19 protein-coding genes and 2 tRNA genes are annotated in these 25,518 nt (G+C 61.2%); 20 read left to right on the plus strand and 1 reads right to left on the minus strand.

The genetic code is table 11. From position 1 onward, the window contains the following. Nucleotides 1–51 precede the first annotated feature (51 nt). From JX292_RS05180 to JX292_RS05225, 10 genes are all read left to right on the plus strand, one after another. Nucleotides 52–1,431: a glycine--tRNA ligase gene (locus tag JX292_RS05180; RefSeq protein ID WP_204862198.1), complete on the plus strand. Its 1,380-nt coding sequence runs from the start codon at nucleotides 52–54 to the stop codon at nucleotides 1,429–1,431. Between the two features lie 127 nt (nucleotides 1,432–1,558). Next, complete coding sequence (locus tag JX292_RS05185) at nucleotides 1,559–2,536, plus strand: GNAT family N-acetyltransferase (protein ID WP_204862200.1); 978 nt, start codon at nucleotides 1,559–1,561, stop codon at nucleotides 2,534–2,536. A gap of 242 nt (nucleotides 2,537–2,778) precedes the next feature. Further along, on the plus strand, nucleotides 2,779–3,945 hold the full coding sequence (dusB, locus tag JX292_RS05190; RefSeq protein ID WP_204862202.1) for a tRNA dihydrouridine synthase DusB: 1,167 nt from the start codon (nucleotides 2,779–2,781) through the stop codon (nucleotides 3,943–3,945). A gap of 92 nt (nucleotides 3,946–4,037) precedes the next feature. Beyond that, complete coding sequence (gene dnaG, locus JX292_RS05195) at nucleotides 4,038–6,119, plus strand: DNA primase (protein WP_204862204.1); 2,082 nt, start codon at nucleotides 4,038–4,040, stop codon at nucleotides 6,117–6,119. 223 nt (nucleotides 6,120–6,342) lie between these two features. Then, nucleotides 6,343–6,415: transfer RNA gene (locus JX292_RS05200), tRNA-Asn, on the plus strand. A 446-nt stretch (nucleotides 6,416–6,861) separates the two neighbouring features. After that, nucleotides 6,862–7,734, plus strand: a complete 873-nt coding sequence (locus tag JX292_RS05205) for a phage holin family protein (protein ID WP_204862206.1) — start codon at nucleotides 6,862–6,864, stop codon at nucleotides 7,732–7,734. A 326-nt stretch (nucleotides 7,735–8,060) separates the two neighbouring features. Beyond that, on the plus strand, nucleotides 8,061–9,266 hold the full coding sequence (locus tag JX292_RS05210) for a glycosyltransferase (RefSeq protein WP_204862208.1): 1,206 nt from the start codon (nucleotides 8,061–8,063) through the stop codon (nucleotides 9,264–9,266). A gap of 194 nt (nucleotides 9,267–9,460) precedes the next feature. Next, nucleotides 9,461–9,534: transfer RNA gene (locus JX292_RS05215), tRNA-Ile, on the plus strand. Nucleotides 9,535–9,795: 261 nt separating this feature from the next. Continuing rightward, nucleotides 9,796–10,740 (plus strand): hypothetical protein, encoded by a 945-nt coding sequence (locus tag JX292_RS05220; RefSeq protein WP_204862210.1) that lies wholly within the window; start codon nucleotides 9,796–9,798, stop codon nucleotides 10,738–10,740. Between the two features lie 10 nt (nucleotides 10,741–10,750). Further along, the gene (locus JX292_RS05225) at nucleotides 10,751–13,030 is read left to right on the plus strand and encodes a flagellar motor protein (RefSeq protein ID WP_204862212.1); all 2,280 of its coding nucleotides are present in this window, start codon (nucleotides 10,751–10,753) and stop codon (nucleotides 13,028–13,030) included. A 156-nt stretch (nucleotides 13,031–13,186) separates the two neighbouring features. Here JX292_RS05225 and JX292_RS05230 read toward each other — a convergent pair whose 3' ends face one another. Further along, complete coding sequence (locus tag JX292_RS05230) at nucleotides 13,187–13,879, minus strand: M23 family metallopeptidase (protein WP_239653647.1); 693 nt, start codon at nucleotides 13,877–13,879, stop codon at nucleotides 13,187–13,189. 436 nt (nucleotides 13,880–14,315) lie between these two features. On the opposite strand from JX292_RS05230, the gene rpsB reads away from it, so the two are divergent. The 10 genes from rpsB (at nucleotide 14,316) to JX292_RS05280 (ending at nucleotide 25,512) form a co-directional block, all read left to right on the plus strand. Then, nucleotides 14,316–15,113: a 30S ribosomal protein S2 gene (rpsB, locus tag JX292_RS05235; protein WP_204862214.1), complete on the plus strand. Its 798-nt coding sequence runs from the start codon at nucleotides 14,316–14,318 to the stop codon at nucleotides 15,111–15,113. A gap of 150 nt (nucleotides 15,114–15,263) precedes the next feature. Further along, on the plus strand, nucleotides 15,264–16,094 hold the full coding sequence (gene tsf, locus JX292_RS05240; RefSeq protein ID WP_204862222.1) for a translation elongation factor Ts: 831 nt from the start codon (nucleotides 15,264–15,266) through the stop codon (nucleotides 16,092–16,094). A 185-nt stretch (nucleotides 16,095–16,279) separates the two neighbouring features. Beyond that, nucleotides 16,280–17,023, plus strand: coding sequence for a UMP kinase (pyrH, locus tag JX292_RS05245; protein ID WP_204862225.1), 744 nt, complete (start codon nucleotides 16,280–16,282; stop codon nucleotides 17,021–17,023). Between the two features lie 265 nt (nucleotides 17,024–17,288). Beyond that, nucleotides 17,289–17,846: a ribosome recycling factor gene (frr, locus tag JX292_RS05250; protein WP_204862227.1), complete on the plus strand. Its 558-nt coding sequence runs from the start codon at nucleotides 17,289–17,291 to the stop codon at nucleotides 17,844–17,846. A gap of 79 nt (nucleotides 17,847–17,925) precedes the next feature. Next, complete coding sequence (locus JX292_RS05255) at nucleotides 17,926–18,771, plus strand: phosphatidate cytidylyltransferase (protein ID WP_204862229.1); 846 nt, start codon at nucleotides 17,926–17,928, stop codon at nucleotides 18,769–18,771. A gap of 206 nt (nucleotides 18,772–18,977) precedes the next feature. After that, nucleotides 18,978–19,565 (plus strand): cell division protein DivIVA, encoded by a 588-nt coding sequence (locus JX292_RS05260; protein ID WP_204862231.1) that lies wholly within the window; start codon nucleotides 18,978–18,980, stop codon nucleotides 19,563–19,565. A gap of 139 nt (nucleotides 19,566–19,704) precedes the next feature. Next, on the plus strand, nucleotides 19,705–21,030 hold the full coding sequence (gene dxr / locus JX292_RS05265) for a 1-deoxy-D-xylulose-5-phosphate reductoisomerase (RefSeq protein WP_204862233.1): 1,326 nt from the start codon (nucleotides 19,705–19,707) through the stop codon (nucleotides 21,028–21,030). Nucleotides 21,031–21,462: 432 nt separating this feature from the next. Next, complete coding sequence (locus JX292_RS05270; RefSeq protein ID WP_204862235.1) at nucleotides 21,463–22,818, plus strand: M50 family metallopeptidase; 1,356 nt, start codon at nucleotides 21,463–21,465, stop codon at nucleotides 22,816–22,818. 174 nt (nucleotides 22,819–22,992) lie between these two features. Next, nucleotides 22,993–24,135: a flavodoxin-dependent (E)-4-hydroxy-3-methylbut-2-enyl-diphosphate synthase gene (ispG, locus tag JX292_RS05275; protein WP_204862354.1), complete on the plus strand. Its 1,143-nt coding sequence runs from the start codon at nucleotides 22,993–22,995 to the stop codon at nucleotides 24,133–24,135. 207 nt (nucleotides 24,136–24,342) lie between these two features. Beyond that, nucleotides 24,343–25,512: a GNAT family N-acetyltransferase gene (locus tag JX292_RS05280; protein ID WP_204862237.1), complete on the plus strand. Its 1,170-nt coding sequence runs from the start codon at nucleotides 24,343–24,345 to the stop codon at nucleotides 25,510–25,512. Nucleotides 25,513–25,518: the final 6 nt, after the last annotated feature.

A 25,518-nucleotide genomic window follows, 5' to 3' on the forward strand; every position in this document is an offset into this window, starting at 1 on the left:
TAACCCGAACTCACGCACGTCACAGCCGGTGGCGGGGCAGAAGGAGTAACTATGGCTGAAAAGTCCACCCTCGATAACGTTATTGCGCTCGCAAAGCGCCGCGGCTTTGTTTTCCAGGCCGGTGAAATCTACGGCGGTTCCCGCTCCGCATGGGACTACGGTCCCCTCGGTGTGGAGCTGAAGGAAAACATCCGCCAGCAGTGGTGGCAGCGTTTCGTCCGCTCCCGTGCGGACATGGTCGGCCTGGACTCCTCCGTTATTCTGCCCCGTGCGGTGTGGGAGGCATCCGGTCACGTGGCAACCTTCACCGACCCGCTGGTCGAGTGCCTCTCCTGCCACAAGCGTCTGCGTCAGGATCACCTGCTGGAGCACTTTGAGGCAAAGAAGGGCCGCGCTGCTGAGGGTATGAGCGAGATTGTATGCCCGAATTGCGGTACCCGTGGTGAGTGGACCGAGCCGCAGAACTTCTCCGGTCTGATGAAGACCTACCTGGGCCCGGTGGATAATGAGGAGGGTCTGCACTACCTGCGCCCCGAGACCGCTCAGGGTATTTTCGTGAACTTCAACAACGTGGTCACTGCGTCCCGCAAGCGCCCGCCGTTCGGTATCGGCCAGATCGGTAAGTCGTTCCGTAACGAGATCACCCCCGGTAACTTCATCTTCCGTACTCGTGAGTTCGAGCAGATGGAAATCGAGTACTTCGTGCACCCGGACGACGCTGACAAGTACTTCAACGAGTGGGTTGAGGACTGCTGGAACTGGTTTGTTGACCTGGGTATTAACCCGGATAACATGCGCCGCTTCGACGTTCCTAAGGAAGACCGTGCGCACTACTCGGCTGGCACCATTGACGTCGAATACCGTTTCGGCTTCCAGGGTTCCGAGTGGGGCGAGCTCATGGGCGTTGCGAACCGCACCGACTACGACCTGGGCGTTCACAACGAGCACTCCAACGCGAAGCTCGAGTACTTCGACCAGGCCACCGGTGAGCGTTACGTGCCGTACGTGATTGAGCCGTCCTTCGGTCTGACTCGCTCCATGATGGCGTTCCTTGTCGACGCATATGTCGAGGATGAGGCACCGAACACTAAGGGTGGTGTGGACAAGCGCGTCGTGCTGAAGCTCGACCCGCGCCTGGCACCGGTGAAGGCTGCTGTGCTGCCGCTGTCCAAGAAGGCGGAGCTGTCCGAGCCGGCAACCAAGCTGGCGAATGAGCTGCGCGGCCTGTGGAACGTAGACTATGACGAGGCGGGCGCTATTGGCCGCCGTTACCGCCGCCAGGATGAGATCGGTACCCCGTTCTGCATCACCGTGGACTTTGACACTCTCGAGGATCAGGCGGTGACCATCCGTGAGCGCGACACCATGAGCCAGGAGCGTGTGGCTCTGGATCAGGTGAAGTCCTACTTGGCTGCACGCCTGGCAGGCTAAAAATATTCATAACATGGACGGCGGGTAGCCTCTTAGAGCGAAAGAGGCTACCCGCCGTCGTGTATTTGGGCTACCCTGGTTAGACTGATTGGCGCGATAGACGCGAGTGAAGGAAAGGTGCGCAGACATGGCTGAACGCCTCAGTGAAAAATTTGAGATTCGCCCCTGGCAGGAGGGTGATGACCTTGCCCTGCTTGAGATTTGGAACTCTGCCCGCAATGAGGTTGAGGAGCGCCAGCGTGGCCTCTTTGGCCCGGACAGTGACGCGCCTTTTAGCCGTACTCTGGTGGTGACTGCTTCGGGTGTGCCGGTGGCTGCCGGTACTGTGGTAGCTTCGCTGTTGCATCCGACGCGTCTGTGGTCCTACATTGAGGTGGCAGCTGACCACCGCCGCCAGGGCATCGGCACCACCCTGATGGACGCCCTGCGAGAGGTGGCCGCGGCGAACGGCCAGACCACCGCCCTGCGCGTGAAGCTGTCGCCGTTTAGCGACGGCGAGGAGTTCGCGCAGGCGACCGGCATGAAGCTGATTCAGCGTTCCCGCATGGTGCGCGTGGAACCGGGAGCGATTCCCCCGGTGTCTTTGCGTGAGGATGCTGACGGTAACGAGACTCAGGCCATTGAGGACCTGGCGACCGGCTCGGTGGAGCTAACCGCCGCCCTCTGGGAGTTCTACCGCCGCTCGCATCAGTGGGATGTTCCTGCTGAGGTGGGTATGGGCACGGTGAACCGCTACTTCCTTTCGGATGAGGTGCGTGCTTTTGGTGCCGTGGTGCTTCGCGATCATATTCGTGAGGCTGCCGCAGAGGGTAAGAAGGGCCCGATTGTGGCGTTTGCGGTGAGCTACCACCCCTTCGAGACGGACCCGGAGGCGGCGCTGGTGGATGATAAGACTGCTACGGAGTTGCTGCTGGGTTACGACTTCGATAATGAGGGTGCCGTGGAGGCGATTATGCAGGTGCTGTCCCTGCTGAGTGCTAAGTACCCGGTGACGGTGGAGGTCGACGACTCCATGGAGGCGCTGGTTCAGGTGACCGACGTGCTGCTGCGCGCCGGTACCGCCTCGGTGGAGGGTGACCCGACCTATATTTACGTGACCGAGTAGGTTCTCGGGTAGGTTCCCGAGTATATTCTCGGTACCGAGTCTGCCGGCTGGTTCTTGCCGAGAGGGGCGGGGGAGTGGAATACTCTCCCGCCCCTCTCGCGTGCCTGCGCCTCACCACCATTGTTAAGTCTGTGCCGTGCCGCCGTACTGTGTTGCTGTACTGTGCCGCTGTACCCCGATAGCTCTGTACCCCGTCAGCTGAGTCCGGTTCCCGATTTGCCCCCGTATGCCACAATATAGGGGTGAATTCTGAAGCACCCCGTCTGACTCTTCCGCCCCTGAAACTGGGGAATCTGACCGTTGATACTCCCGTGGTCCTCGCTCCCATGGCCGGCGTGACCAATAAGGCTTTCCGCCGCCTCTGCAGCGAATATGGCGGCGGCCTGTACGTGACCGAAATGGTGACCGCGCGCGCCCTCGTGGAACGTAAGCCCGAGTCCCTGCGCATCATCGAGCACGATCCGGACGAGAAGATTCGCTCCATCCAGATTTACGGTGTGGACGCGGTCAACGTCGGTAAGGCTGTGCGCATGGTCGTTGAAGAGGACCGTGCCGACCACATTGACTTGAACTTTGGCTGCCCGGCTCCCAAGGTGACTCGCCGAGGCGGCGGCGCAGCCCTGCCCTGGAAGACCGACCTGTTCACCGCGATCGTGCAGACCGCGGTCAAGGAAGCCTCCCGCAACGATATTCCGCTGACCATTAAGATGCGCAAGGGCATCGACGATGACCACATCACGTTCTTGGAGTCCGCCAAGATTGCTCGTGATGCCGGTGTTGCGGCGATTGCTCTGCACGGTCGCACCGCGGCTCAGCATTATTCGGGTAAGGCCGACTGGGATTCGATTGCCCAGCTGCGCGAGCTGATTCCGGACGTGCCGATTCTGGGCAACGGCGATATTTTCTCCGCCGAGGACGCCGTGCGCATGGTCGAGCAGACCGGAGTGGACGGCGTGGTGATTGGTCGCGGCTGCCAGGGCCGTCCGTGGCTGTTCGGCGACCTGCAGAATGCGTTTGAGGGTTCGTCGGAGCGTATCCGCCCGACCCTGACCGAGGTGTCGGACATGATTTACCGCCATGCCGAGTTGCTGGTCGAGACCTTCGGCGATGAGACTCGCGGTCTGCGCGAGATCCGCAAGCACGTGGCGTGGTACTTCAAGGGCTACCCGGTCGGTGGCGAGCTGCGCGCGAAGATGGCTCAGGTGCCCGACCTGGCGACCTTCCGTGAGCTGATTGCTCAGCTGGACCACTCGATTGGTTACCCGGGTGCCGCCGTGGAGGGTTCGCGCGGTCGCGCCGGCAGCCCTAAGCAGCCGCACCTGCCCGACGGCTGGCTGGATTCGCGCATCCTGGGCGACGCCGAACGCCTGGGCCTGGTGGAGGCTGAGCTCGACATCTCGGGCGGCTAAACCCCGTCCGAACCATCGCGGCTGAAATCCTCGGCCAACCCGCCCCGGGGTAGCCCCCGGGGCTCACGCATCACCACCGTAGAATTGAGTTTATGGCTGGATTAATCCGCAAAGAAGACATTGACGAAGTACGTGCCCGCACCGATATTCGCGAAATCATTGAAGGCTACGTGAGTCTCAAAAGCGCGGGTATCGGCACCTTCAAGGGCCTGTGCCCGTTCCACGACGAGCGCACGCCCTCCTTCAACGTGCGCCCGCAGGTCGGCTCGTACCACTGCTTCGGTTGCGGTGAGTCCGGCGACGTGTACTCCTTCGTCATGGCCATGGAACACACCGGCTTCGTGGAGACCGTGGAACGTCTGGCCGCCCGCATTGGCTACACCCTGCACTACGAGGGCGGTAACCCCGGCGAACGCTACGAGGCGGGTATGCGTCGCCGCCTGCTCGACGCGCACAAGATTGCCGCCGAGTTCTTCGAACGCAACCTCTACTCGCCGGACGCGCAGGAGGCGCAGCGCTTCCTGGGTGCCCGCGGCTTCGACCCTGCCGCCACCCGCCACTTCGGCGTGGGCTACGCCCCGCGCGGCTGGGACCACCTGCTCAAGCACCTTCGCTCCCAGGGCTTCACCGACGAGGAGCTGAAGGCGACCGGCATGTTCTCGGAGGGTAACCGCGGCCTGTACGACCGCTTCCGCGGCCGCATCATCTGGCCGATTCGCACCATCGCGGGGGAGACCATCGGCTTCGGCGCCCGCCGCCTCTTCGACGACGACCAGGGCCCCAAGTACCTGAACACCCCCGAGACGCAGCTGTACAAGAAATCCCAGGTGCTCTACGGCATTGACCTGGCAAAACGCGAGATGACCAAGAAGAAGCAGGTCGTCATCGTAGAGGGTTACACGGACGTGATGGCCGCGCACCTGGCGGGCGTCACCACCGCCGTGGCCACCTGCGGTACCGCATTCGGTCCCGGGCACATCAAGATGGTGCGCCGCATGATTACCGACGACGGTTCCGGCGGAGAGGTCATCTTCACCTTTGACGGTGACGCCGCCGGCCAGAAGGCCGCCATGGCTGCCTTTCAGGAGGATCAGCGTTTCGTTGCGCAGACCTTCGTGGCGGTGGCCGAGGATGGTATGGACCCCTGTGACCTGCGTCTGCACAAGGGAGACGCCGCCGTGCGCTCGCTGATTGCCTCGCGCCGCCCGCTCTTCGAATTTGCTATCGACACGACCCTCGCCAAGTACGATTTGGCGACCCTTGAGGGCCGTGTGCTGGCGATGCGCGCCATCGCCCCGATTATTGCCGGCATTAAGGACCGCGACCTGCGCCCTGCCTACATGCGTAAGGTGTCGGGCCAGCTCGGCCTGGAGCTGGACGAGATTCAGCGTGCCGTGGCGTATGCGCAGAACCATCCGAAGCTTTCGCGTACCCAGCAGGCGGAGGCTACGGTCGCCGCGCCGCGTTACGAGCGTCTGAACGAAAGCCCGCAGGGTGCACCGGGTTATGCGGGTGCCCAGGGTGCGGTTTATGCTGACGCACCCTACGACCCCGCCTACGATGCGCCGCCCCCGGAGGATTACGCCGCACCCAGCGCCTACGCGGGCTACAACGCCGCCGCGCACCTGCCGAGCAGCATTCAGCCCGCCGCACCCCAGCCGGAGGCGACCGCCCCCGCCGTCGAGGAGTTCCTCGCCCCCGACCCGAGCGACCCGGTCGCGCGCCTCGAAAAGGCCGCCCTGGAGATTGCCCTGCAGCACCCCGAGCTCATCAGTGTGGAGCAGTGGCGAACCCTCGCCACCGTGCAGTTCCGCTACCGCACTCACCGCGAGGTGGCCGCCGGCATTATTCACGCCGCGACCGTCATGGCCCCCACGCCCGGCATCGAGTGGATTAACTGCGTGCGTTCCGGCGCGGTGGAGGGGGTGCACCCCGCCATTGCGGAGCTTGCTGTCTCACCTCTGCCCGTCAGCAGTGCCGAGCGTCTGCCCGGCTTCGTGACCGGCGCGCTCAACGCCCTGTTCGAGCAGCAGATTGCCCGCCAAAAATCCGACCTGATGATGCGCCTGGAGCAGCTCAGCACAAACCCCGACGACGAAGAGTTCGAAGCGGTACAGCGTCAGCTCCTCGAACTGGAAATGCGCCGCCGCCAGCTCACCGCACAGCGCGGCTAGGTTTGCTGCCTGTAGCCCCCTACCCGATGCGGCGCGACGGGGGAGGGGCGTAGTGTGGAGGCCCGTTGGGTGTCCGCTGAGCACCCGGCGGACCCAATGGGCGGTTCCATACCACCACCACAGAATGTGATGCACTTCATTATATTTCGGCTTGCGGAGTCCTGAGACCCCCGGTATAGTTATTACTCGTTGCAAGGGAAACCGCGTAACGAAAACAAAATATTCCCCCGTAGCTCAATTGGCAGAGCATTCGACTGTTAATCGAAGGGTTACTGGTTCGAGTCCAGTCGGGGGAGCGTATAAAGCAAGAACCCCCGAGACTTCGTCTCGGGGGTTCTTGCTTTATCTGTTCCTCTGGCTCGAACCAGTAACCACTCCGCCATACGCAGGCGCTGGGGCGCCTGCTCCAGGCTCCGTCTGGTTCGAGTCCAGAGCAACAGAGAATTACGGAGGGAAACAAAGATGATTCCTCGCGCGCTCGGAAAATCTTCGCCTCGCTAGTTCGAGTCCAGTCGGCACGTTCTCTCTAAAGCCGTGAACCAGTAACCCCTCGGGCTTGCGCCCTCGGCGAGGCAAATTCTTAGCTTGCGGCTGAAGCCCACCCCTCAAAAAGTCGAAAATACCCCAAGAGATGGCTGTAACCTCCGTTCAAACGGTCACGAACACTTGGGGCGAGGGGCTAAAATATAGGAGGTGGAGTGCGAAGCAGAAGCCTCCAAATACGAGTCACGGAGAGGTGGTCATGACCACTACTACTAATCCCAAGGCACCCAAGGGGTTCTTTGCTGGCATCAGCGGGATTAAGTCCGGCGTCGCGAACATCATCGACGCTGGCAAAACCTTCAAGTCCCTCGGCCCTAGCCAGATCAAGGACGAGATCCAGATTGCAAAGCACGAGCTGAAGACCAAGGGCATCGCCGTTGGTAAGGGCGCGGCTTTCTTCGGCGTTGCCGCCGTCTTCGGTCTCTTCCTCATCATCGCCCTGGTTGCCGCCGCAATCCTCGGTCTCGGCACCGTCATGCCGTACTGGGCATCGGCACTGATTTTTGCCCTTATCTTCCTGATTATCGTGGCTATCTGTGCGCTGGTCGGCCTCAAGAAGGTCAAGGCGCAGCTACCCTTCAAGCCGGAGTCTGCAATCTTCGGTCTGCTCTTCGACCTTGGCGTTCTCAAGGAAGGCACCGCCATGTCCGCTGAGCGTCTGAAGAAGGAGCAGGCCGAGCGTGCCGCTCAGAAGGCTAAGGAAGCTGAAGAAGCCGCAGAACGCGCCCGCAAGGAAGCCGAAGAACGCAAGGCACGCGGCGAGGAAGAGCCCAAGCCGCCGACCTTCGAAGAGCTCAAGCAGCGCACCGCAGAGCGTCGCCAGCACCTGGCTGCCCTGCGCGACGACCTACAGTCCTACACCGGTGATGTTCAGAACAGCACCCAGCAGGCTCTGGACGCCCTCAAGGCAGTGCCCTCCGAGGTGGCTGCAACTGCCGCAGCAACCGGCCGCGGCCTGGCAGAGAACGTGCGCAAGCCCGAGGTCCTGCAGGCCCGCTGGAAGTCCTTTGCGGCACTGGGCGCATCCATCGCGACCGTGTTGCACTTCCTAAACCGCCTGGTCCGCCGCTAAGCGAGCTACCGGCCACACGCGACCACCGGTCGAATAACACAATGCCCCGACAGGCCCCGCCCGTCGGGGCATTGTTATGCCCCGGCAGACCCGCAATTTACCTCTGCGGCGGAGGCAAATATGTTTTTGGGACAATTCCCAGGGGCCAACCCACCTTGCAGGTCGGAGAACACGGCGAGTCCCCGGTAGAATGGACAAATGTCGTGCCCCACAGGATGCCCCTTCCGCGCGCGGCGACCACAGGCAGATACGGCACACAGGAACGGTTACGGCGATATTCGCCAACCCGAGTCACCGACACACTACACCCGATGAGGAGCCCCGTCATGAACCAGGCAAAGACGATTCTGATTGGCGCAGAGACCTACCCACCGGATATTAATGGCGCGGCACAATTCGGGCACCGCCTCGCGAACGCCATGCTCAAGCGTGGCCACTCCGTGCACGTGGTAGCCGCCAGCCCCATCCCCGGCCCCAGCTACCGCACCGAGGTTGAGGGCGGCATTATTGAGCATCGTCTGCGCTCGCACCTGCCCCCCACTCACGAGACCAACCGCATCTGCATCCCCTGGGAAATCTGGTCTGAGGTCGGCAAGATCCTTGACGAAGTGCGCCCCGACGTCGTGCACGTGCAGTGCCACTACATCATTGGCCGAGCCCTCATTTTCCAGGCGAAGCGCCGTGGTATTCGCGTCATCGCGACCAACCATTTCATGCCCGCTAACCTGGACCCGTTCCTACCCTTCCCCGCGCCCATTAAGCGTCTGATTGACCGCTGCACCTGGAAGGACATGCGTTTCTGCTTCGCTCGTACCGCTGTGGTCACGACCCCCACCCAGATTGGTGCGGATGCGATGCGCGACCTGGGCCACTTCACCCACCCCGTCATGCCCGTCTCGAACGGTATTGAAATTAGCAATTATGAGCTGGCTGAGGGCACGGATATCGGCAAAGTCCCCGGCGAGTTGCGTATCGCCTTTGTGGGCCGCCTGGCCGAGGAGAAGAACGTGGACGTTCTCATCGAGGCCTTCTCGCTACTGCCCAAATCGTACGACCACGTGGTGCTCGATATCTCCGGCGACGGTGAATTGCGTGAGGCTCTCGAACAGAAGGCGCACGACTGCGGTGTGGCCGACCGCGTGATTTTCCGCGGTTTCGTGCCAGACGATCAGCTGCCCGAGGTCTACCAGATGGCCGATATTTTCTGCCAGCCCGGCACCGCCGAGCTGCAGTCCCTGGTCTCGTTGGAAGCAATGAGTGCCTCCACCCCGGTGGTTCTTGCCAACGCCCTGGCTCTGCCCCACCTGGTTGAGCAGGGCGTTAATGGCTACCTTTTCGAGCCGAATAACGCGAAGGACCTGGCGGAGAAGCTAGAGGCTATCATCGCGCTACCCGCTGAGGAACGCGAGCAGATGGGCCGTGAATCCCGCCGCATTGTGGGTTTCCACAGCGCGGAGAACACCTGGCGTACCTTCGAGGAGCTCTATGTGAGTAACGCACCTTATGAGCGTTACCTGGCTTCCCGTCGCTAACGTTTCCGGGTAGCTCCGAGGCTTTGGAATCGCTGGTGCCTCAGCCTTGCTCCCTCGTGATACTGCGCGTAGGGGAGAGACACTCAGAGGCGGCCCGCAATGTTTTTCACTCTTAGGAGTGCCTTCGGGTACCCTAGATGATGGTGCACGCGCCAGATGGTAGGTAAGATCTGGTATTGCGCACTGCACCGGATGGGGAGTTAGCTCAGCCGGTTAGAGCAGGGGACTCATAATCCCTTGGTCGCGGGTTCGAGCCCCGCACTCCCTACGGCCCCGCCCGTCGACTTCACCCACTTGTCGACGGGCGGGGCTTTTGCCGTCTTGGCAGTTCATATTGGTAGGGGCTGGAAGGAGCAACACCCATAGTCTTACCCCGAGTTACAACAAATGACCACACGGAGAGCATACCTGTGCTTGATAGGGTACTGTGGAAGAGTCTCATGTAAAGAGAGACTGTGATTGCACCTTGGGTACGGAAGATACCGGTAGGTTCGCATCATTGACAGACATACCATACGAGAGGATCTCAATGTCGGAGAACACTCCCCATAACCCGTCGCAGGGTGATTCTGTTGCAGGAGGCTACGGCTATGATGCTGGCGCCCGCCCTGCGCAGGATGCTTCGCTGACAGGTCAGTCCGCGCAGGCCGCACAACCGGTACAGCCCACCCAGCCGGCTCAGCAGTGGGCTCCCGCCCAGGGTGCACAGGCACAGCAGCCCGCCGGCCAGCCGATTCCGCCGGTCCAAGGCCAGCCCTACCCGGGGGCTCAGTCCGGCCAGCCTGGTCAGCCCGCTCAGGCTGTCTACGCCCCCGCCGCTCCGAACCCCTTCGTGACGGCTCTGCGCTCCACCTGGGATGCCTTCCTTGAGGTCTTCGCCGGTAAGCCCGGCCAGGCCAACTCCCGTCTTGCGGCATCGGGCGTGTGGGGTTGGGTTATCCCCAGCCTTCTGCATGCCATTATTTCGGCGTTCTTCCTCACTCAGCTGTCGCTGGGCATCGTGAAGTTCATGCTGCGTGATGCCTACAGCCTGGTGGCTTACAAAATCACCTTTGGTCAGGTCTTCCTCGCCTTCCTGATGTTCCTCATGGTTTCTGCCGTAGTGCTGATTCTGCGCGGCGTGCAGATTATGCTGACCGCCCGCATCGGTAAGGTTCCGGCGACCTTCTCGTCCTCGATGCAGGTAGTGGCGGTTTCAAGCCTGCCCGTAATTCCCACGTACATTCTTCTGAGCCTGGTTGCTCTCTTCATGCGTGGCGTCAGCAGCAACGAAGGCTTCGGATTCATCTTTATGCTGCTGAGCCTGCTGATGTCCTTTGCGGTGTTCTCAGGTGAAGCGCTCATTTACTTGGGCCTGAACCGTTTGGGTCGCGCCGCTAAGTCGCCTGTTATTATGCACGCACTGCTGAGCACCGCGTGGGTTCTGACCGTGATGGTTGTGTACTTCATTGCCTTCCGCATGACGAGCGCTTAGGGGAGGACATATGCAGACTTTGACTTATTCTGCTCAGCGCGGCTCCCGCCAGCGCCGGATGCTCCTGGCCGTTTTGCTGACCATCGCGGCCCTGATTCTGAGTGCCTGCGGTGCGAAGATTGAGACCCAGCTGGGCCTCGAAAATACCGATAAGGGTACCCGCACCATGCAGGTTTCCTTTGACGTCAAGGACAACCAGGACAAGATTAAGGGCGGTACCCAGGCTCTGGATGCTTCTATCCGTAAGCACCTGCCTAACGGCCTGGAATACGGCGGTATCCAGACCGAGGGTGACAAGGCCCGTGCGACCTTCACCCTGCCCTTCTCCTCGATTGACGAGTACCGCTCTAAGGTGGCTAGCATCCTGAAGGCCTCCGGTTCTACTACCACCCCGCTGATCACGGTCCTCAACTCCAACCAGGGTCTGGTTCAGGGTATCCAGGTGAAGGAGAACTTCACCTCGAAGGAGCTGCTGGGTTGGGTTCCTGAGGCTCTCGTGGTTGACGGCGTGATTGAGTCTTCGCGTAAGAGCAGCGTGTTCAGTAGCGACGGCGACACCACCGTGAAGTTCGGCGATAAGGAAGTAAAGAATTCTGGTGGCTCCACTATCTCCGCGAAGGATATCCAGGATCACGGATTCCGTGAGGTTGTGATTGAGGCTGCCGAGAAGGACGGTGGCTACCACGCCACTGTTTCCTTCGTTTCGAAGGACATCATGGCTACCGAGACCTCCTCCGCTGTGGATGCCTACCTGAACCAGGTCAAACCCGACGGCTCCGAGCTGAAGAAGGGTCTGGAGACCACCCAGGCTAAGACTTCCGCGCCCTCCGCATCGACCGATGCGGCTAAGGACGAGATTGGCCGCACCCTGGTCTTTGATGCCTCCTCCTCACAGGATCTGAGCGATAAGCTTAAGAAGATCTTTGGCGCGGGCACCACCGACCTGGCCTTCAGTCGTGAGGTCACCGAGAGCAGCGGCTCCTTCAAGGTCGTGAAGAAGGTCTCGGGTACCCTGGACTGCTCCCTGCTGTGCTCCCCGGAGGGCTACGGCGTGAACATGATTCTGAAGGACCGCTCGGGCTCTAGCTACAGCGGCGCCACCAGCTCCTCCTACTCGAGCTCCTCGGAATCCTCGAGCAAGATTAAGCCCACCTTCACCCTTGTCTCTTCGCATGATGTGTCGATGAAGTCCATGAAGATTGCAACCTCCTTGGGCTTGGATGGCTCGATGGAGGCACGCTTCCTCTACGCCTTCCCGACTGAAGATGTTGCCGGTGCTGAGCAGAAGCTCAAGGACGTTTTCGCCGGCGGCGGTAACGACGAGACCGAGGTGCGCCAGGATGGTGACTCCACCGTCGTGAGCGTGAAGGTTCGCGGTAAGGATGAAGCAGAGTTCAACCAGCGTCTGAACGAGTACCTGCCCGACTCGAAGGTTACGGTGAGCCGCTCGGGTGGCTACCACCCCTTCGGTTCCGACTACACGGTGACCCCGGTCATTAAGCTCAGCTCGAAGCTGGGTAGCTCTTACAGCGCTCCCTTCGAGCTCACCTTCAAGGCCCCGACCTTCTCCTCCATGGATCAGCAGAAGGTTGAGTCCGTGAACAAGGTTAAGGACAGTTCGAGTGTGCAGATTTCCGTCAACGGTGGCGAGCTGAGCGTCAAGACCGAGTACGGTGTCACTAACACTTCGGGTCTGACGATTCCTGCCTCCGGTCCGAGCCTGACCGACCTGATCGTGGACGGTATTATTCTGGCTCTGATTCTGGTTGGTCTGATCTTGCTGTTCCTCTTCCGCAAGAAGATTGCGGCTGCTCGTGCGAAGGGTCGTGAGCGTCGTGAGGCAACCGCTGCCGCCTATGCCGCAACTGCGGCAGGCGCAACCGGTGCGGCCTATGGTGCTGCGCAGGGCTATGCTGCTCCGGCTCAGGGTGTTTCTGGCCCGGGTGCATACCAGCAGCAGGCTGCTTACCCGGCCCAGGGCGCGTATCCGGCACAGGGCGGCTATCAGCCGCAGCAGGGTGCCGCTTACGCTGCCGGTGATGATTCGCCTACCCAGGTCTTCAGCCCCCAGACCGTGGCTCAGCCCGGTGTAACTCAGCCCGGTACGGCGCAGCCCGTGCAGGGTGAGGCAGATCCGACGGTTGCCATGCCCGCTCAGGCTCCGGCTCAGGGTGCTCCTCAGCAGTCTGCTCAGCCGGTTCAGCCACAGTACGGCCAGCAGTCGGCACAGCCGAACCAGTCTAGTCAGCCGAACCAGTTCGGCGATGCTGACGGTGACGTGCTCCAGTAAATAGTAACTAGCCTCCGGGGGCGGTGCTCCATCAGGGAGCGCGCTCCAGATTGGGGTATGTGGCCCGTTGTTTCCCGAAAGGGGGCGACGGGCCATCGCTGTATCCAGCTGTTTCGGGTGTCTTCTGCATACTGGTATGTAACCGCCGCTCGACGGCTAGTACCCGCCCGGTACCGGAAGTAGAATGCTGGGATCTCGTGAGCTTAGCAGGCTCATGGGGTTGATGTATTCGGCATCCTTGCCGCTGCCGTCCCCGTGGGTACCTCCCTGGCGTACACCCCAGTACAGGCACGGGGTGGAGCACCGCCGGTAGGGGTGTTCGCCGTTCTCGCCAGCGCTATCAGGGGAGGCGACGGTGCCGATGACGTCCCCGGTCGTTACTTCGGCGCCGACCGGCAGCGCCTCGTCCATGGGCTCGAAGGTGCTACGCCGCCCATCCGGATGCGCAATGACCAGTACTTTGCGGTTGACGACCATGCCGCTGAACACCACTTTTCCCGAAGCCGGTGCGTAGACGTGCCGGTCGTGTTCGGGCACGGCCAGATCCACTCCACGGTGCCCGGCGCTCCAGCGTTGGGCGGGTTTCTCGAAGGGGTGGATAACCCGCGGGGTGGAGTCTGCGGTGGGGGAGCGGTAGCGTGTGTGGCTGGAGGCGATTTCAACGGTGACAGGGTCTGTGCCACCCGCAGCGTTGGGGCCAGGTGCCTCCGTGACCGAGGCTGTAACGGTCGTGGCAGCCTCGATACTCGTTCCAGTCACATAGCTCTGGCTACCCGCACCCAGCAGGCAACAGGCCAGGAGGGCGAAGCCCCGCAGTGCTCGCTCTAGAGCCTTCAAAGTGTTCTTCATAGAGTGAGCTCATCATGTATTCAATCGGGTCGCCACATCGCGCCGAGAAATGTGGACAAATCCGCCGGTTCCGGTAGAAAATCCTTCATCCACAGTGCCGCTGAACACACCGGTGCAATCGGGGGAGGGCTCTATGTCCTCTCTTGCGGATTAATCGCACAAAATACGGTACAATGTCGTATTGCAGTGCGCCTGCGCGGATATTCCCTCCTCTGAGAGGCATCCGTAGGGCATCACTGACGACGCGCGGCGTGAGCGGTACTCCTCGGAAAGGGGCGCCGATAAGGGACCTTCGGTCCACCCATCCGGGTGGTTAGGGCCTGAGCTGAACGGGCAACCGTAAACGCTAATCGCCGCCAGGAGAAACTGATAACTACTATGCGCGCGTTGGGCTAGCCCGAATGGGAGGTCCGCGCGGCACCACAAAGGAGACGACATGCCCGTCGTAACTATGCGTGAAATGCTGGACTCCGGCGTTCACTTCGGTCACCAGACCCGCCGTTGGAACCCCAAGATGAAGCGCTTCATTCTGACCGAGCGCAACGGCATCTACATCATCGACCTGCAGCAGTCCCTCGCCTTCATTGACAAGGCATACGAGGCTGTTAAGTCGACCGTCGCACACGGTGGCAACATCCTGTTCGTGGGTACCAAGAAGCAGGCTCAGGAAGTTATTGCTGAGCAGGCAACCCGCGTGAACATGCCCTACGTGAACCACCGCTGGCTCGGTGGTATGCTGACCAACTTCACCACCATCTCCAAGAGCATCGAGCGCATGAAGGAACTCGAGCAGGTTGACTTCGACGATGTGGCAGGTTCTCGCTACACCAAGAAGGAACTGCTCCTGATGCGTCGCGAGTTCGAGAAGCTCGAGAAGACCCTCGGTGGTATCCGTAACCTGACCAAGGTTCCCTCTCTGCTGTGGGTTGTTGACACCAAGAAGGAGCACCTGGCAGTTAACGAGGCTCAGAAGCTGGGCATCCCCGTTGTTGCTATCCTCGACACCAACTGCGACCCCGACGAAGTTGCTTTCCCGATCCCCGGTAACGACGACGCTATCCGCTCCGTCAACCTGCTGACCCGCGTGATTGCTGACGCTGTCGCAGCCGGCCTGATTGAGCGCAACGCTAAGAAGAACGGCAAGACCGAAGCAGCTGAGGAGCCCATGGCAGCTTGGGAGCGCGAGCTCCTGGAGCAGCACGAGGCTGCAAAGGCTGAAGAGGCAGCTAAGTAAGCTTTCTTAGCCCACTAAGCTTTATGCTTTGTGGCCCCCACCCGTGGGGGCCACGTTCGGACGGCGCCCGCCCTGACCTGGGCGCGGCGCCGTCCGCCATAGTACCACCGGGAAATTTCCCGATTATTACAGCAACACAAGGAGTTCACAATGGCGAACTACACCGCAGCAGACATCAAGGCACTGCGCGAGAAGACCGGCGCAGGTATGCTCGACGTCAAGAAGGCTCTGGACGAGGCAAACGGCGACCAGCAGAAGGCTGCCGAGATCATCCGCGTTAAGGGTCTGAAGGGCATCACCAAGCGCGAGGGTCGCGCAACCGCTGAGGGCCTGGTGGCTGCACGCGTCGAGAACGGCGTTGGCTACATGGTTGAGGTCAACTCCGAGACCGACTTCGTGGCAAAGTCCGACCCCTTCATCGCTTTCGGCCAGAACGTGCTCGAGGCCGCTATTGCTGCTAACGCTTCCACCCTGGAAGAGCTGAAGGCTGCAACCTACGAGGGCAAGACCGTTGAGGAGCTGACCACCGACGCTGGCGCACTGCTGGGCGAGAAGATCGTTGTCCGCCGCGTTGCACGCGTTGAGGGTGAGCACGTTGCAGTGTACCTGCACAAGACTTCCAAGGACCTGCCCGCACAGGTTGGCGTTCTGCTGGCTGTCTCCGGTGAGAACACCGACGAGATTGCACACGACGTGGCAGTGCACATTGCTGCAATGAGCCCCAAGTACCTGGACTCCGAGTCCATCCCCGCAGACCAGATTGAGACTGAGAAGCGCGTTGCTCGCGAGACCGCAATTGCAGAGGGCAAGCCTGAGAAGATTCTGGACAAGATCGTTGAGGGTCGCCTGAAGGGCTTCTTCAAGGAGAACACCCTGCTGGATCAGGACTTCGCAAAGGACTCCAAGAAGTCTGTTGCACAGGTCCTGTCCGAGGCTGGCGCAACCGCAACCGCATTCGCACGTTTCCGCGTGGGTGCATAAGGAACGACATCACGTTCCGCGTCTAAACTGATTCGCTTCGATTAGGGGCGAAAAGTGAGGTTTGGATTATAGCGTTGAGCCGGGTAGTCACCAGTGGTGGCTACCCGGCTTTGCTGTATCCTTGATAGGGACCGGGCGGCACTAACCCGCCCACACTATTCTTTGAAAAAGCCACTGGAGGAACCATGACTGAAGCGAATTCCCGCCCGATGCACCGTGATGAGACCGGCCGCCGCCGCGTGCTGCTCAAGCTCTCCGGTGAGGTTTTTGGTGGTGGTGAAGTCGGTATCTCTACCGAGGTGGTTCGTAGCATCGCCAAGCAGATTGCCGCAACTGTCGGCGAGGTTGAGACCTCCATTGTGATTGGTGGCGGTAACTTCTTCCGTGGCGCTGAGCTTTCTCAGGCTGGTATGGACCGCTCCCGCGCGGACTACATGGGTATGCTCGGTACCGTCATGAACTCCTTGGCCCTGCAGGACTTCCTGGAGCAGGAGGGTATCGACACCCGTGTTCAGTCCGCTATCACTATGCCGCAGGTCGCTGAGACTTACATTCCGCGCCGCGCTATCCGCCACATGCAGAAGGACCGCGTCGTGATCTTCGGTGCTGGTGCGGGTCTGCCCTACTTCTCCACCGACACCGTGGCCGCCCAGCGCGCCCTGGAAATCCACGCCGACGAGGTGCTGGTCGCCAAGAACGGTGTGGACGGCATCTATACTGCGGACCCCAACAAGGACCCCAACGCTGAGCGCCTGTACAACCTCACCTACGATGAGGCCATGCAGCGTAACATCCGCGTGCTGGACCAGACCGCGTTCTCCCTGTGCCGCGACAACAACGTGACGATGCGTGTGTTCGGCATGCAGGGCGAGGGCAACGTGACCCGCGCGATTCTGGGCGAGAAGATGGGTACCCTCGTCACCCGCTAGGTGCGCATCCGGCCCGTCACACCGCGCTCTCGGGCGCGTAATAACGTCACGGTACCGGGCGGGTAGAGCCTAACTCGCCCTGCCCGCTGGTACCGTCTAAACTGATAGAAACCATGGCGTTCACCATCTTTCGTATGTGTTCATGCCTCCTCCGCATATTTGGGGTCTGATGCCCCGGAGTGCGTGCGGCAGAGCAACGGGAGGGTGAGGAACGCGCCCCACCGACAATTCTGCACACCAGAATTACGACTAAGGAGATCCTTCCGTGATCGAAGAAATCCTTGCCGAAGCCGGCGAGAAGATGGAAAAGACCATCGAAGCAACTAAGACTGAGTTCGCCAAGGTCCGTACCGGCCGCGTGAACCCCGCCATCTTCAGCGGCCTGACCGCCGAGTACTACGGCGCTCCTACTCCTCTGCAGCAGCTGGTGTCCTTCAACGTTGAGGATGCACGCACCGTCAAGATCGTTCCCTTCGACGTGACCGCTCTGGCCGCTATTGAGAAGGCACTGCGCGACTCCGACCTGGGTGTTAACCCCAGCAACGACGGTGCCGCAATCCGCGTGGTTATGCCTGAAATGACCGCTGAGCGCCGTAAGGAATACACCAAGCTCGTCAACCAGAAGGCTGAGGAGGCACGCGTCTCTATCCGCAACGTGCGCCGTCACGCTAAGACCTCCATCGATAAGCTCGTCAAGGACAGCGAAATTGGTGAGGACGAGGGTGCACGCGCTGAGAAGGATTTGGACGCTCTGACCAAGAAGCACGTCGAGCAGATCGACGCTCTGTACAAGCACAAGGAAGCTGAGCTCCTCGAGGTCTAAATCCTCATCACGACACGCAACGAAGCGAAGGAAGGGACAGTAGCGCTCACCGCTCTGCCCCGCCAATCGGGGATAGAGAATGAACACTACTTCTGAGAACGCTAAGCCCGCCTCCAAGGCCGGCCGTAACCTACCCGCCGCTATCGGTGTGGGTGTGAGCTTCGGCCTCGTTCTGGTGTTGGGCTTTTTCATCCAGCCGGTCCTGGTGGCTTTTGCCGCCCTGGCCGCCGGGATAGGCGTCTGGGAAGTGGCTACCGTCTTCAATACCCGTCGCGGTTACGGTATCCTTGCTGTTCCGCTGGGGGTCCTCGCAGCGGTGTCGGTGGCCTGCGGTTACGCCGCAGGATTCGGCGGGTTGTGGCTTGCGGTGGGCGTGACTTTGTTGTTGCTTCTGCTGGCTTCTTACGCTCCGCGAGCTGACCGCAGGGTGTCTCCGCTGAGGTCATGGGCTGGAGGCCTGCTGGCCGTGCTGTGGATTCCCCTTATGCTGGGTACCGCGATGGTGTACTTCCGGAGTGAGCACGGCGTGCAGGGAATCCTCATGATTCTGCTCATGGCCGTCAGCAACGACACTTTCGGTTATATCGCCGGTGTGAACTGGGGCAAGCATCCCATGGCGCCGCGGATTTCGCCGAAGAAGAGCTGGGAGGGCCTGGCCGGTTCCTACGTTGGCTCGGCCCTGGTCGCTTCTATTGCTTTCGCCGTGATGGGTTCGCCCTGGTTCTGGGGTATTCCCTTCGCCGCGGTGATGGTGATTGCTTCCACTGCTGGCGACCTGGTGGAGTCCGTCTTTAAGCGCCGTATGGGCGTGAAAGATATGTCGAATATCCTGCCCGGGCACGGCGGCATGATGGACCGCCTCGACTCAATTCTGTTTGCGGCCGCGGTCGGTTGCCTTATCTTCGTTTTCGTGATGCCCCTCTAACGGCATGACGCTCAGCGGGGTGTTTCTCTCCCACAGTGGGGGAGGGGCACCCCGCTTGTGTGTGTGCTCGGGTCTGTGTACCTGGTTCCGTGCATCAAGATGGTTGTCGGAGATGAGGTACGCATCTGAGACATGGCCCGCAGGTTCTTGTACGATGCGGCCTCGACGTTGGTATTCTTAAAGTTCAGTCGTTGAGAGGAGTCACCTTGGCCAGCACCACCCGCGGAGGCGGATTTGCCCGTGCCGGAGAAACCGAACCCGGCTACAAGCGTAGTGAAGTAGACCGCCTGTTCACCCGCCTCGCCGAGGACTACGAGAAGCTCAGCGGAGCATCTGAGCTCCCCGAAGATCTCTACACCTCCCGACGGATTCGTCAGGTGATCTTCCGGGAAGAGCCCGGCGGCTACAAGCTCGATGTGGTTGACCGCGCCCTCGAAAAGATTGAGGAGCGTTTCGCCAAGCTCGAGCGTAGCCGCTATATTGAGGCGTACGGCCTGGACAATTGGGAACGCTCCCTCGTCGAAACCGGTGAGTTGCTTGCTGGGCGCCTGGAACGACCTGTTGGTGAACGATTCCGCCGCCCTAGCAAGCGCCGCTACATGGGTTACTTCGTTGGCGATGTGGACGCCGTCTGCGACCACGTCTACGCCCAGCTCAATAGCGAGGAGCCCCTCGACCCCTCGGTGGTGCGCCATGCAATGTTCCGCCCGGCCTCGGGCACCGTCAGCTACGACGAGACGCAGGTGGATGCATTCCTCGACCGTTGCATTGAGCTACTGCAAGACCTGCTCTAAACCGTATGTGTTGAATCCCCCGCCCCGTTACAGGGTGGGGGATTCTTCTATGGTGAGCGCTCTTCTGCGCTGAGGCTCCTCACGCTGAGGCGAGCCAGCGTGCCACTGCGAAGCCGCGAGCTCGTGAGACACTAGAACCATGAAGTTTGGATCCTCAGCACGCGTCGGCGGCAGCCGCGACCGCCTCACCGACGCCCTTACAGAACTCACCCGCGCACCGCAGCGCGTCACCCTCCTCGGCTCAACCGGCTCCATCGGCACCCAAGCCATGGAAGTGATCGACCACCTCGCCGCGCTCAAAGGCACCGGCGCCTCCGCCGCCGACGCACCGCTGAAGGTCGTCGCCCTCTCGGCTGGCTCCCGATCCCTCGAACTGCTCGCACGCCAGGCAGTGCACGTGCGCGCCGAACTGGTCGCCACCAGCGGCACCGCCGCCGACGCGCAGCGCCTCCGCGAACTCATCGAAGCGGCAGCCTCCGAAGCAGGTGCCACCGGCTACACCCCGCAGATTGCCCACGGCCCCGAAGCCTCCGTACAGGCCGCCGCGCATCCGACGGACACCGTTCTGAACGGCATCACCGGCTCCATCGGCCTGGAACCGACCCTCACCGCCCTGAACAGCGGCTACCGCGTGGCGCTCGCCAACAAGGAGTCCCTCATCGCGGGCGGCCCGCTCGTACGCGCTACCGTGGACGCCTCGCCTCTGGACATTCCCATGGTGCCCGTCGACTCGGAACACTCAGCAATTGCGCAAGCGCTCGCCTCCGGAACCGACGCCGAAATCGACCGGCTCATCCTCACCGCATCGGGCGGCCCGTTCCGCGGTTACAAGCGCGAACAGCTACACGACGTGACCCCCGCGCAGGCGCTCGCACACCCCACCTGGGACATGGGCCTGGTCGTCACCACCAACTCTGCAACCATGGTCAACAAGGCACTCGAAGTGCTTGAGGCACACCACCTGTTCGGCGTGGACCTGGACCGTATTGACGTGGCGGTTCACCCGCAGTCCATCGTGCATTCCATGGTGCAGTTCGTGGACGGCTCGACCATTGCGCAGGCGTCTCCGCCGAGCATGGTTCTGCCTATCGCGCTGGGTCTGACCTGGCCGCACCGAATCCCCGGTGCCGTGCCTGCTTGTGACTGGTCGAAGGCGGCATCCTGGACTTTTGAGCCGCTGGATGAGGAAGCATTCCCCGCCGTGCGTATGATCAAGGACGCCGGCAAGGTCGGCGGTACGCATCCGGCAGTGTTCAACGCCGCCAATGAGGAAGCCGTGGCAGCATTCCATGCGGGCGCGATTCGCTTTACCGACATTGTCGATTCGGTGGCGCGCGTGCTGGAGGAGCACACCGGCAGCGCTGAGGCTGTCTCTGACGCTGATTTGACGCTGGAGGCTGTGCTAAACGCGGAGCGTTGGGCTCGCGTTCGCGCGAATGAGCTGCTGGGCATGACCGGCAATTAGAAGATGGCTTTCTTCCTGCTTGTGCGGGAAGTGTAGCTGTTGCAGAAGGGACGGTGTTCGTCCTTGCCTCGCTAGTTGGGATGGCACGCCGCATGTTTCCTCCGCGCCTACGCAGGGGCACCCGTCACCCGGACGCTCCGCTTCCTCCTTGCTTCGCTGCGGAAGAGCGTCCGTGTGACACCCTGAGGGCGCTTCCGGAAAACGCGGCGCGCCACCTCGAGTAGCTTGGTGTGCGGAGGGGCGGTGTCGTCCGAAGTGACATCAGGGTGCCCGAAGCGAAGCGAGGGCGGGTGCCCCTGTAGGAACGAGGACGAACGCCGCCCCTCCTCAACGCCTCCCAAACAAGCCCAAAAGAAAGCGGGGGAGGGCACCTTCACAGGCTAAGCGAGTATTCTAGAAGCTTCGTATCCCCGAACCGAAACGAGAAAAAGCGTGGAAATCCTGCTGTACGCTGTGGGCATTATCCTCATGGCAATCGCTATTGCCGTCTCGATTGCCCTGCACGAGGTGGGGCATCTGGTGCCCGCGAAGCTGTTCAATGTGCGCGTTCCGCAGTACATGATTGGCTTCGGTAAGACCGTGTTCTCTTTCCACCGTGGCGAGACTGAGTACGGTTTCAAGGCGATCCCGTTGGGTGGTTACATTTCGATGATTGGTATGTACCCGCCGAGCCCTGCTGAGGTGAAGGAGCACCATGAGGCGGGGCATTCGGGGAGCACCAGCCCGTTTGCGTCCTTGGCTGAGGAGGCGCGTGCGGCGGACGCCGAGCGCATGCAGCCCGGTGATGAGAATCGCCTGTTCTATAAGTTGCCGGTGCTCAAGCGCATGGTGATTATGCTGGGCGGCCCGACCATGAACCTGCTGATCGGTGTGGTCTGCACGGCTATTTTGGTGTGTGGTTTCGGTACGGCGCAGGTGACGAATAAGGTGTCGGCGGTGTCTGAGTGCGTGCCGAGTGTGAGCGTGACCCACGATTCGTTGAGCTATGGCGAGTGCACGGATAAGTCCACCCCGTCGCCTGCGAAGGCTGCTGGTGTGCAGGTGGGAGACCGTGTGGTTGCTGTGAATGGTGCGTCGACGGGTTCGTGGGAGGCTGTGTCTTCGGCGATTCGTGCGGCGGGTTCTCACCCGAGCACTTTGACGGTGGAGCGTAACGGTCAGCGTCTGGATTTGTCGGTGACTCCGGTTGAGATGGTTCGTCCGGTCTCTGATGGTAAGGGCCAGTATGTGCGTGCTACGGATGGCTCGATTGCGACGACCCGCGGCGGTTTTGTGGGTATTTCCCCGTCGAGTGAGCTGGTGCCCGGTTCCATTACCGAGGTGCCCGGGATTGTGGGGGATACCCTCGGCAAGGTGGGCTCCTCGATGCTTTCGCTGCCGCAACGCGTGTGGGATTTGGCCGTAACCCTGGTGACCGGTGGTGAGCGTAGCGCCGAGTCGCCGGTGTCGGTGGTGGGTGTGAGCCGTATCGCCGGTGAGGTGACGGCTACCGACCGCATTGACGTGAAGTCGAAGGCCGCGATGCTTGTCTCTCTGGTGGCGAATATGAACCTGATGCTTTTCGCATTCAACCTGATTCCGCTGCTGCCCCTGGATGGCGGCCACGTGTTGGGCGCCCTCTGGGAGGGAATGCGCCGCTTCTTCGCGCGCCTGACTGGGCGTAAGGATCCGGGCCCGTTCGACCCGGTGAAGCTTCTGCCGCTGACCTACGTGGTGGCGGGCGCGTTCATCCTGATGTCGGTGGTGCTGATTATCGCCGACGTCGTCAAACCGATCACCCTTTTCTAAGGGAGATGTTTTGCTCTCTTCGCACTGCCTCAAAGATGTGATGTTACGCGCGGTAAGGGTATCCGTATTAGTGGTTTCTTTCGCGTCAGTGGCACAATAAAAAGCTGAAAGAAAGACGCATAACCGTCTTTCACAACTCATGTATGGAGGAAAACCTTGTCGGTCAGCCTTGGTATGCCGAAGCCCGCTCCCGCGGTTCTGTCGCCGCGCCGTAAAACCCGCCAGTTCAAGGTGGGTTCCGTGGGTGTTGGCTCTGAATCTCCGATTTCTGTGCAGTCGATGACGACCACGAAGACACACGACATTGGCGCGACCCTGCAGCAGATTGCGGAGCTGACCGCTGCCGGCTGCGATATTGTGCGTGTGGCCTGCCCGACCGATAAGGACGCCGAGGCTCTGCCGATTATTGCTAAGCAGTCCCGTATTCCGGTGATTGCTGATATTCACTTCCAGCCGAAGTACGTGTACGCCGCTATTCAGGCCGGTTGCGGCGCTGTACGCGTGAACCCGGGCAACATCCGTAAGTTCGACGACCAGGTCAAGGAAATCGCGCAGATGGCTTCGGACCACGGCGTTTCTTTGCGCATCGGCGTGAACGCTGGTTCGCTGGATAAGCGTCTGCTGGAGAAGTACGGCAAGGCTACTCCGGAGGCTCTGGTGGAGTCCGCCGTGTGGGAGGCTTCGCTCTTTGAGGAGCACGGCTTCCACGATTTCAAGATTTCTGTGAAGCACAACGACCCCATCGTGATGGTGGAGGCGTACCGCCAGCTGGCTGAGCGCGGTGACTGGCCCCTGCACTTGGGCGTGACCGAGGCCGGTCCTGCGTTCCAGGGCACCATTAAGAGCTCGGTGGCGTTCGGTATTCTGCTGTCTGAAGGTATTGGCGACACGATTCGCGTGTCCCTTTCTGCTCCTCCGGTGGAGGAGGTGAAGGTGGGCTCGAAGATTCTAGAGTCGCTGAACCTTCGCCCCCGCAAGCTGGACATCGTTTCCTGCCCCTCCTGTGGTCGTGCGCAGGTGAACGTGTGGGAGCTGGCCGAGAACGTGACCAAGGGCCTGGAGCACATGAAGGTTCCGCTGCGTGTGGCCGTGATGGGTTGCGTGGTGAACGGTCCGGGTGAGGCTCGCGAGGCCGACCTGGGTGTGGCCTCCGGTAACGGTAAGGGTCAGATTTTTGTGAAGGGTGAGGTTATTAAGACCGTGCCCGAGGATCAGATTGTTGAGACTCTGATTGAGGAGGCAACCCGCATCGCCGCCGAGATGGAGGCTTCGGGCGAGTACGTTCCCGAGGGTTCCCCCGCGGTGTCGGTGAGCTAATCGAGTAGCCCCCAACCCTAAAACTCTTGCACGCGAAGGCGTCCTCCACACGAGGGCGCCTTCGCTATTTTTCTTCATCGTGGCTGTTTTCTTCGTCCCGTAGAAGAAACCTAGCCGTCGAAGATGCTTTGCCCGGCGGCGACAGCGTATTCTTGGAGTACGCGCTTTTGGGCGCGTATATCCGCTCACTCTCACCTGTATTTGTTCATGTTCACTCATTTCTTCTCCCGCTCTCTTTTTCGCCGCAGGCCGCGGCATTCGCAGAAGGCCCCGCCTCCTCCCGAGCCGCACGACCCGCTGAAGCATCAGGTGTTCGTCCTGGACACCCACTGGCGTGACGGCCTGGAGGATATTCTTTTCGGGGACCCGATCCCGAACCTGTACCCGATTGAGCATTACGCGGCTGTTCCGTTGCCTGAGTCTGCCCCGCGCATCCCCCTGCAGCACTATCAGGGGTTCGTGGGGTGTGCTCGCGGCGATACGCTGTGCTGTGTGGTTCTGGTGGGCTCAAATGTGGTGCCGGTGCGGCTGTGCTGTGCGTACGAGGAGGTTCCCGGCGGCAGTGATTGCACCTCTGAGGGGAGCGTTGGGGCGTTGCATCGTGACGCTCTGGCTCAGCTGCTGTTGCAGGTGGGGGCGCGCATGGACTCGATTTTTGGTGAGAGCGATTACGTGATGCCCCTGTGGGAGCGGATGCAGCAGATGGCGGAGGAGACGGAGAAGCCTACCTCGAGTGTTCCGTTGCTACACATGATTCAGCCGAGCCTGCGCGATGCTTACGATCCGCGTCTGTGCGTGCTTTCGGAGCGGCCCGTGCAACCGCTGCTCTACCTGCCCCCGGAGGAGGACCTCTCCGGCCTCTATGAGGCGCCCCTGCCGGATCTGCCGGTGAGTCTGCCGCGTCCGCAGGATCCGCTGGAGCTTGACCGTCCGGTTGAGAGTAGGGGCTATGCACGCCTGGCCACGGTGGAGGATGAGGGGCAGGTGCTGGTTGCGGCGGCGGCCATGTTCACTGAGGAGGTGGGCTTCGACCCGATTGCCCGATACGGTGATGGTTACCGCGCCCGCCTGCACGGGCTGATTCGTGCGAAGCGGTGTGCTATCGTGACGGATGCCTCCGGCCGCGTGATTTTTAAGGCGGATGCGGGTATCGCGAGCCTTGACACCGCGCAGGTGCAGGGCGTGTGGATGCACCCGGACTACCGCGGCCTGGGCTTGGCAAAGCCCTTCTTCGCGGCGGCCTCGCAGGTGCTGCAGCGCCGCTACAGGCACCTGAGCCTCTACGTGAACGACTACAATACGGCGGCAATGGCTCTGTACAGCGGTACCGGCTGGGTGCCGATTGGCCGGTTTTCGACCATCATTTTTGAGAATTAGCCGCTC

The organism is Rothia mucilaginosa (assembly GCF_901875305.1).
GTDB lineage: Bacteria > Actinomycetota > Actinomycetes > Actinomycetales > Micrococcaceae > Rothia.

What these genes read in the sequence shown, in the direction of transcription:
- JX292_RS05180 (WP_204862198.1), top strand. Translation starts at nt 52, where the DNA reads ATGGCTGAAAAGTCCACCCTCGATAACGTTATTGCGCTCGCAAAGCGC.
- JX292_RS05185 (WP_204862200.1), top strand. Translation starts at nt 1,559, where the DNA reads ATGGCTGAACGCCTCAGTGAAAAATTTGAGATTCGCCCCTGGCAGGAG.
- dnaG (WP_204862204.1), top strand. Translation starts at nt 4,038, where the DNA reads ATGGCTGGATTAATCCGCAAAGAAGACATTGACGAAGTACGTGCCCGC.
- JX292_RS05205 (WP_204862206.1), top strand. Translation starts at nt 6,862, where the DNA reads ATGACCACTACTACTAATCCCAAGGCACCCAAGGGGTTCTTTGCTGGC.
- JX292_RS05210 (WP_204862208.1), top strand. Translation starts at nt 8,061, where the DNA reads ATGAACCAGGCAAAGACGATTCTGATTGGCGCAGAGACCTACCCACCG.
- JX292_RS05220 (WP_204862210.1), top strand. Translation starts at nt 9,796, where the DNA reads ATGTCGGAGAACACTCCCCATAACCCGTCGCAGGGTGATTCTGTTGCA.
- JX292_RS05225 (WP_204862212.1), top strand. Translation starts at nt 10,751, where the DNA reads ATGCAGACTTTGACTTATTCTGCTCAGCGCGGCTCCCGCCAGCGCCGG.
- JX292_RS05230 (WP_239653647.1), bottom strand. Translation starts at nt 13,879, where the DNA reads ATGAAGAACACTTTGAAGGCTCTAGAGCGAGCACTGCGGGGCTTCGCC.
- rpsB (WP_204862214.1), top strand. Translation starts at nt 14,316, where the DNA reads ATGCCCGTCGTAACTATGCGTGAAATGCTGGACTCCGGCGTTCACTTC.
- tsf (WP_204862222.1), top strand. Translation starts at nt 15,264, where the DNA reads ATGGCGAACTACACCGCAGCAGACATCAAGGCACTGCGCGAGAAGACC.
- pyrH (WP_204862225.1), top strand. Translation starts at nt 16,280, where the DNA reads ATGACTGAAGCGAATTCCCGCCCGATGCACCGTGATGAGACCGGCCGC.
- JX292_RS05255 (WP_204862229.1), top strand. Translation starts at nt 17,926, where the DNA reads ATGAACACTACTTCTGAGAACGCTAAGCCCGCCTCCAAGGCCGGCCGT.
- dxr (WP_204862233.1), top strand. Translation starts at nt 19,705, where the DNA reads ATGAAGTTTGGATCCTCAGCACGCGTCGGCGGCAGCCGCGACCGCCTC.
- ispG (WP_204862354.1), top strand. Translation starts at nt 22,993, where the DNA reads ATGCCGAAGCCCGCTCCCGCGGTTCTGTCGCCGCGCCGTAAAACCCGC.
- JX292_RS05280 (WP_204862237.1), top strand. Translation starts at nt 24,343, where the DNA reads ATGTTCACTCATTTCTTCTCCCGCTCTCTTTTTCGCCGCAGGCCGCGG.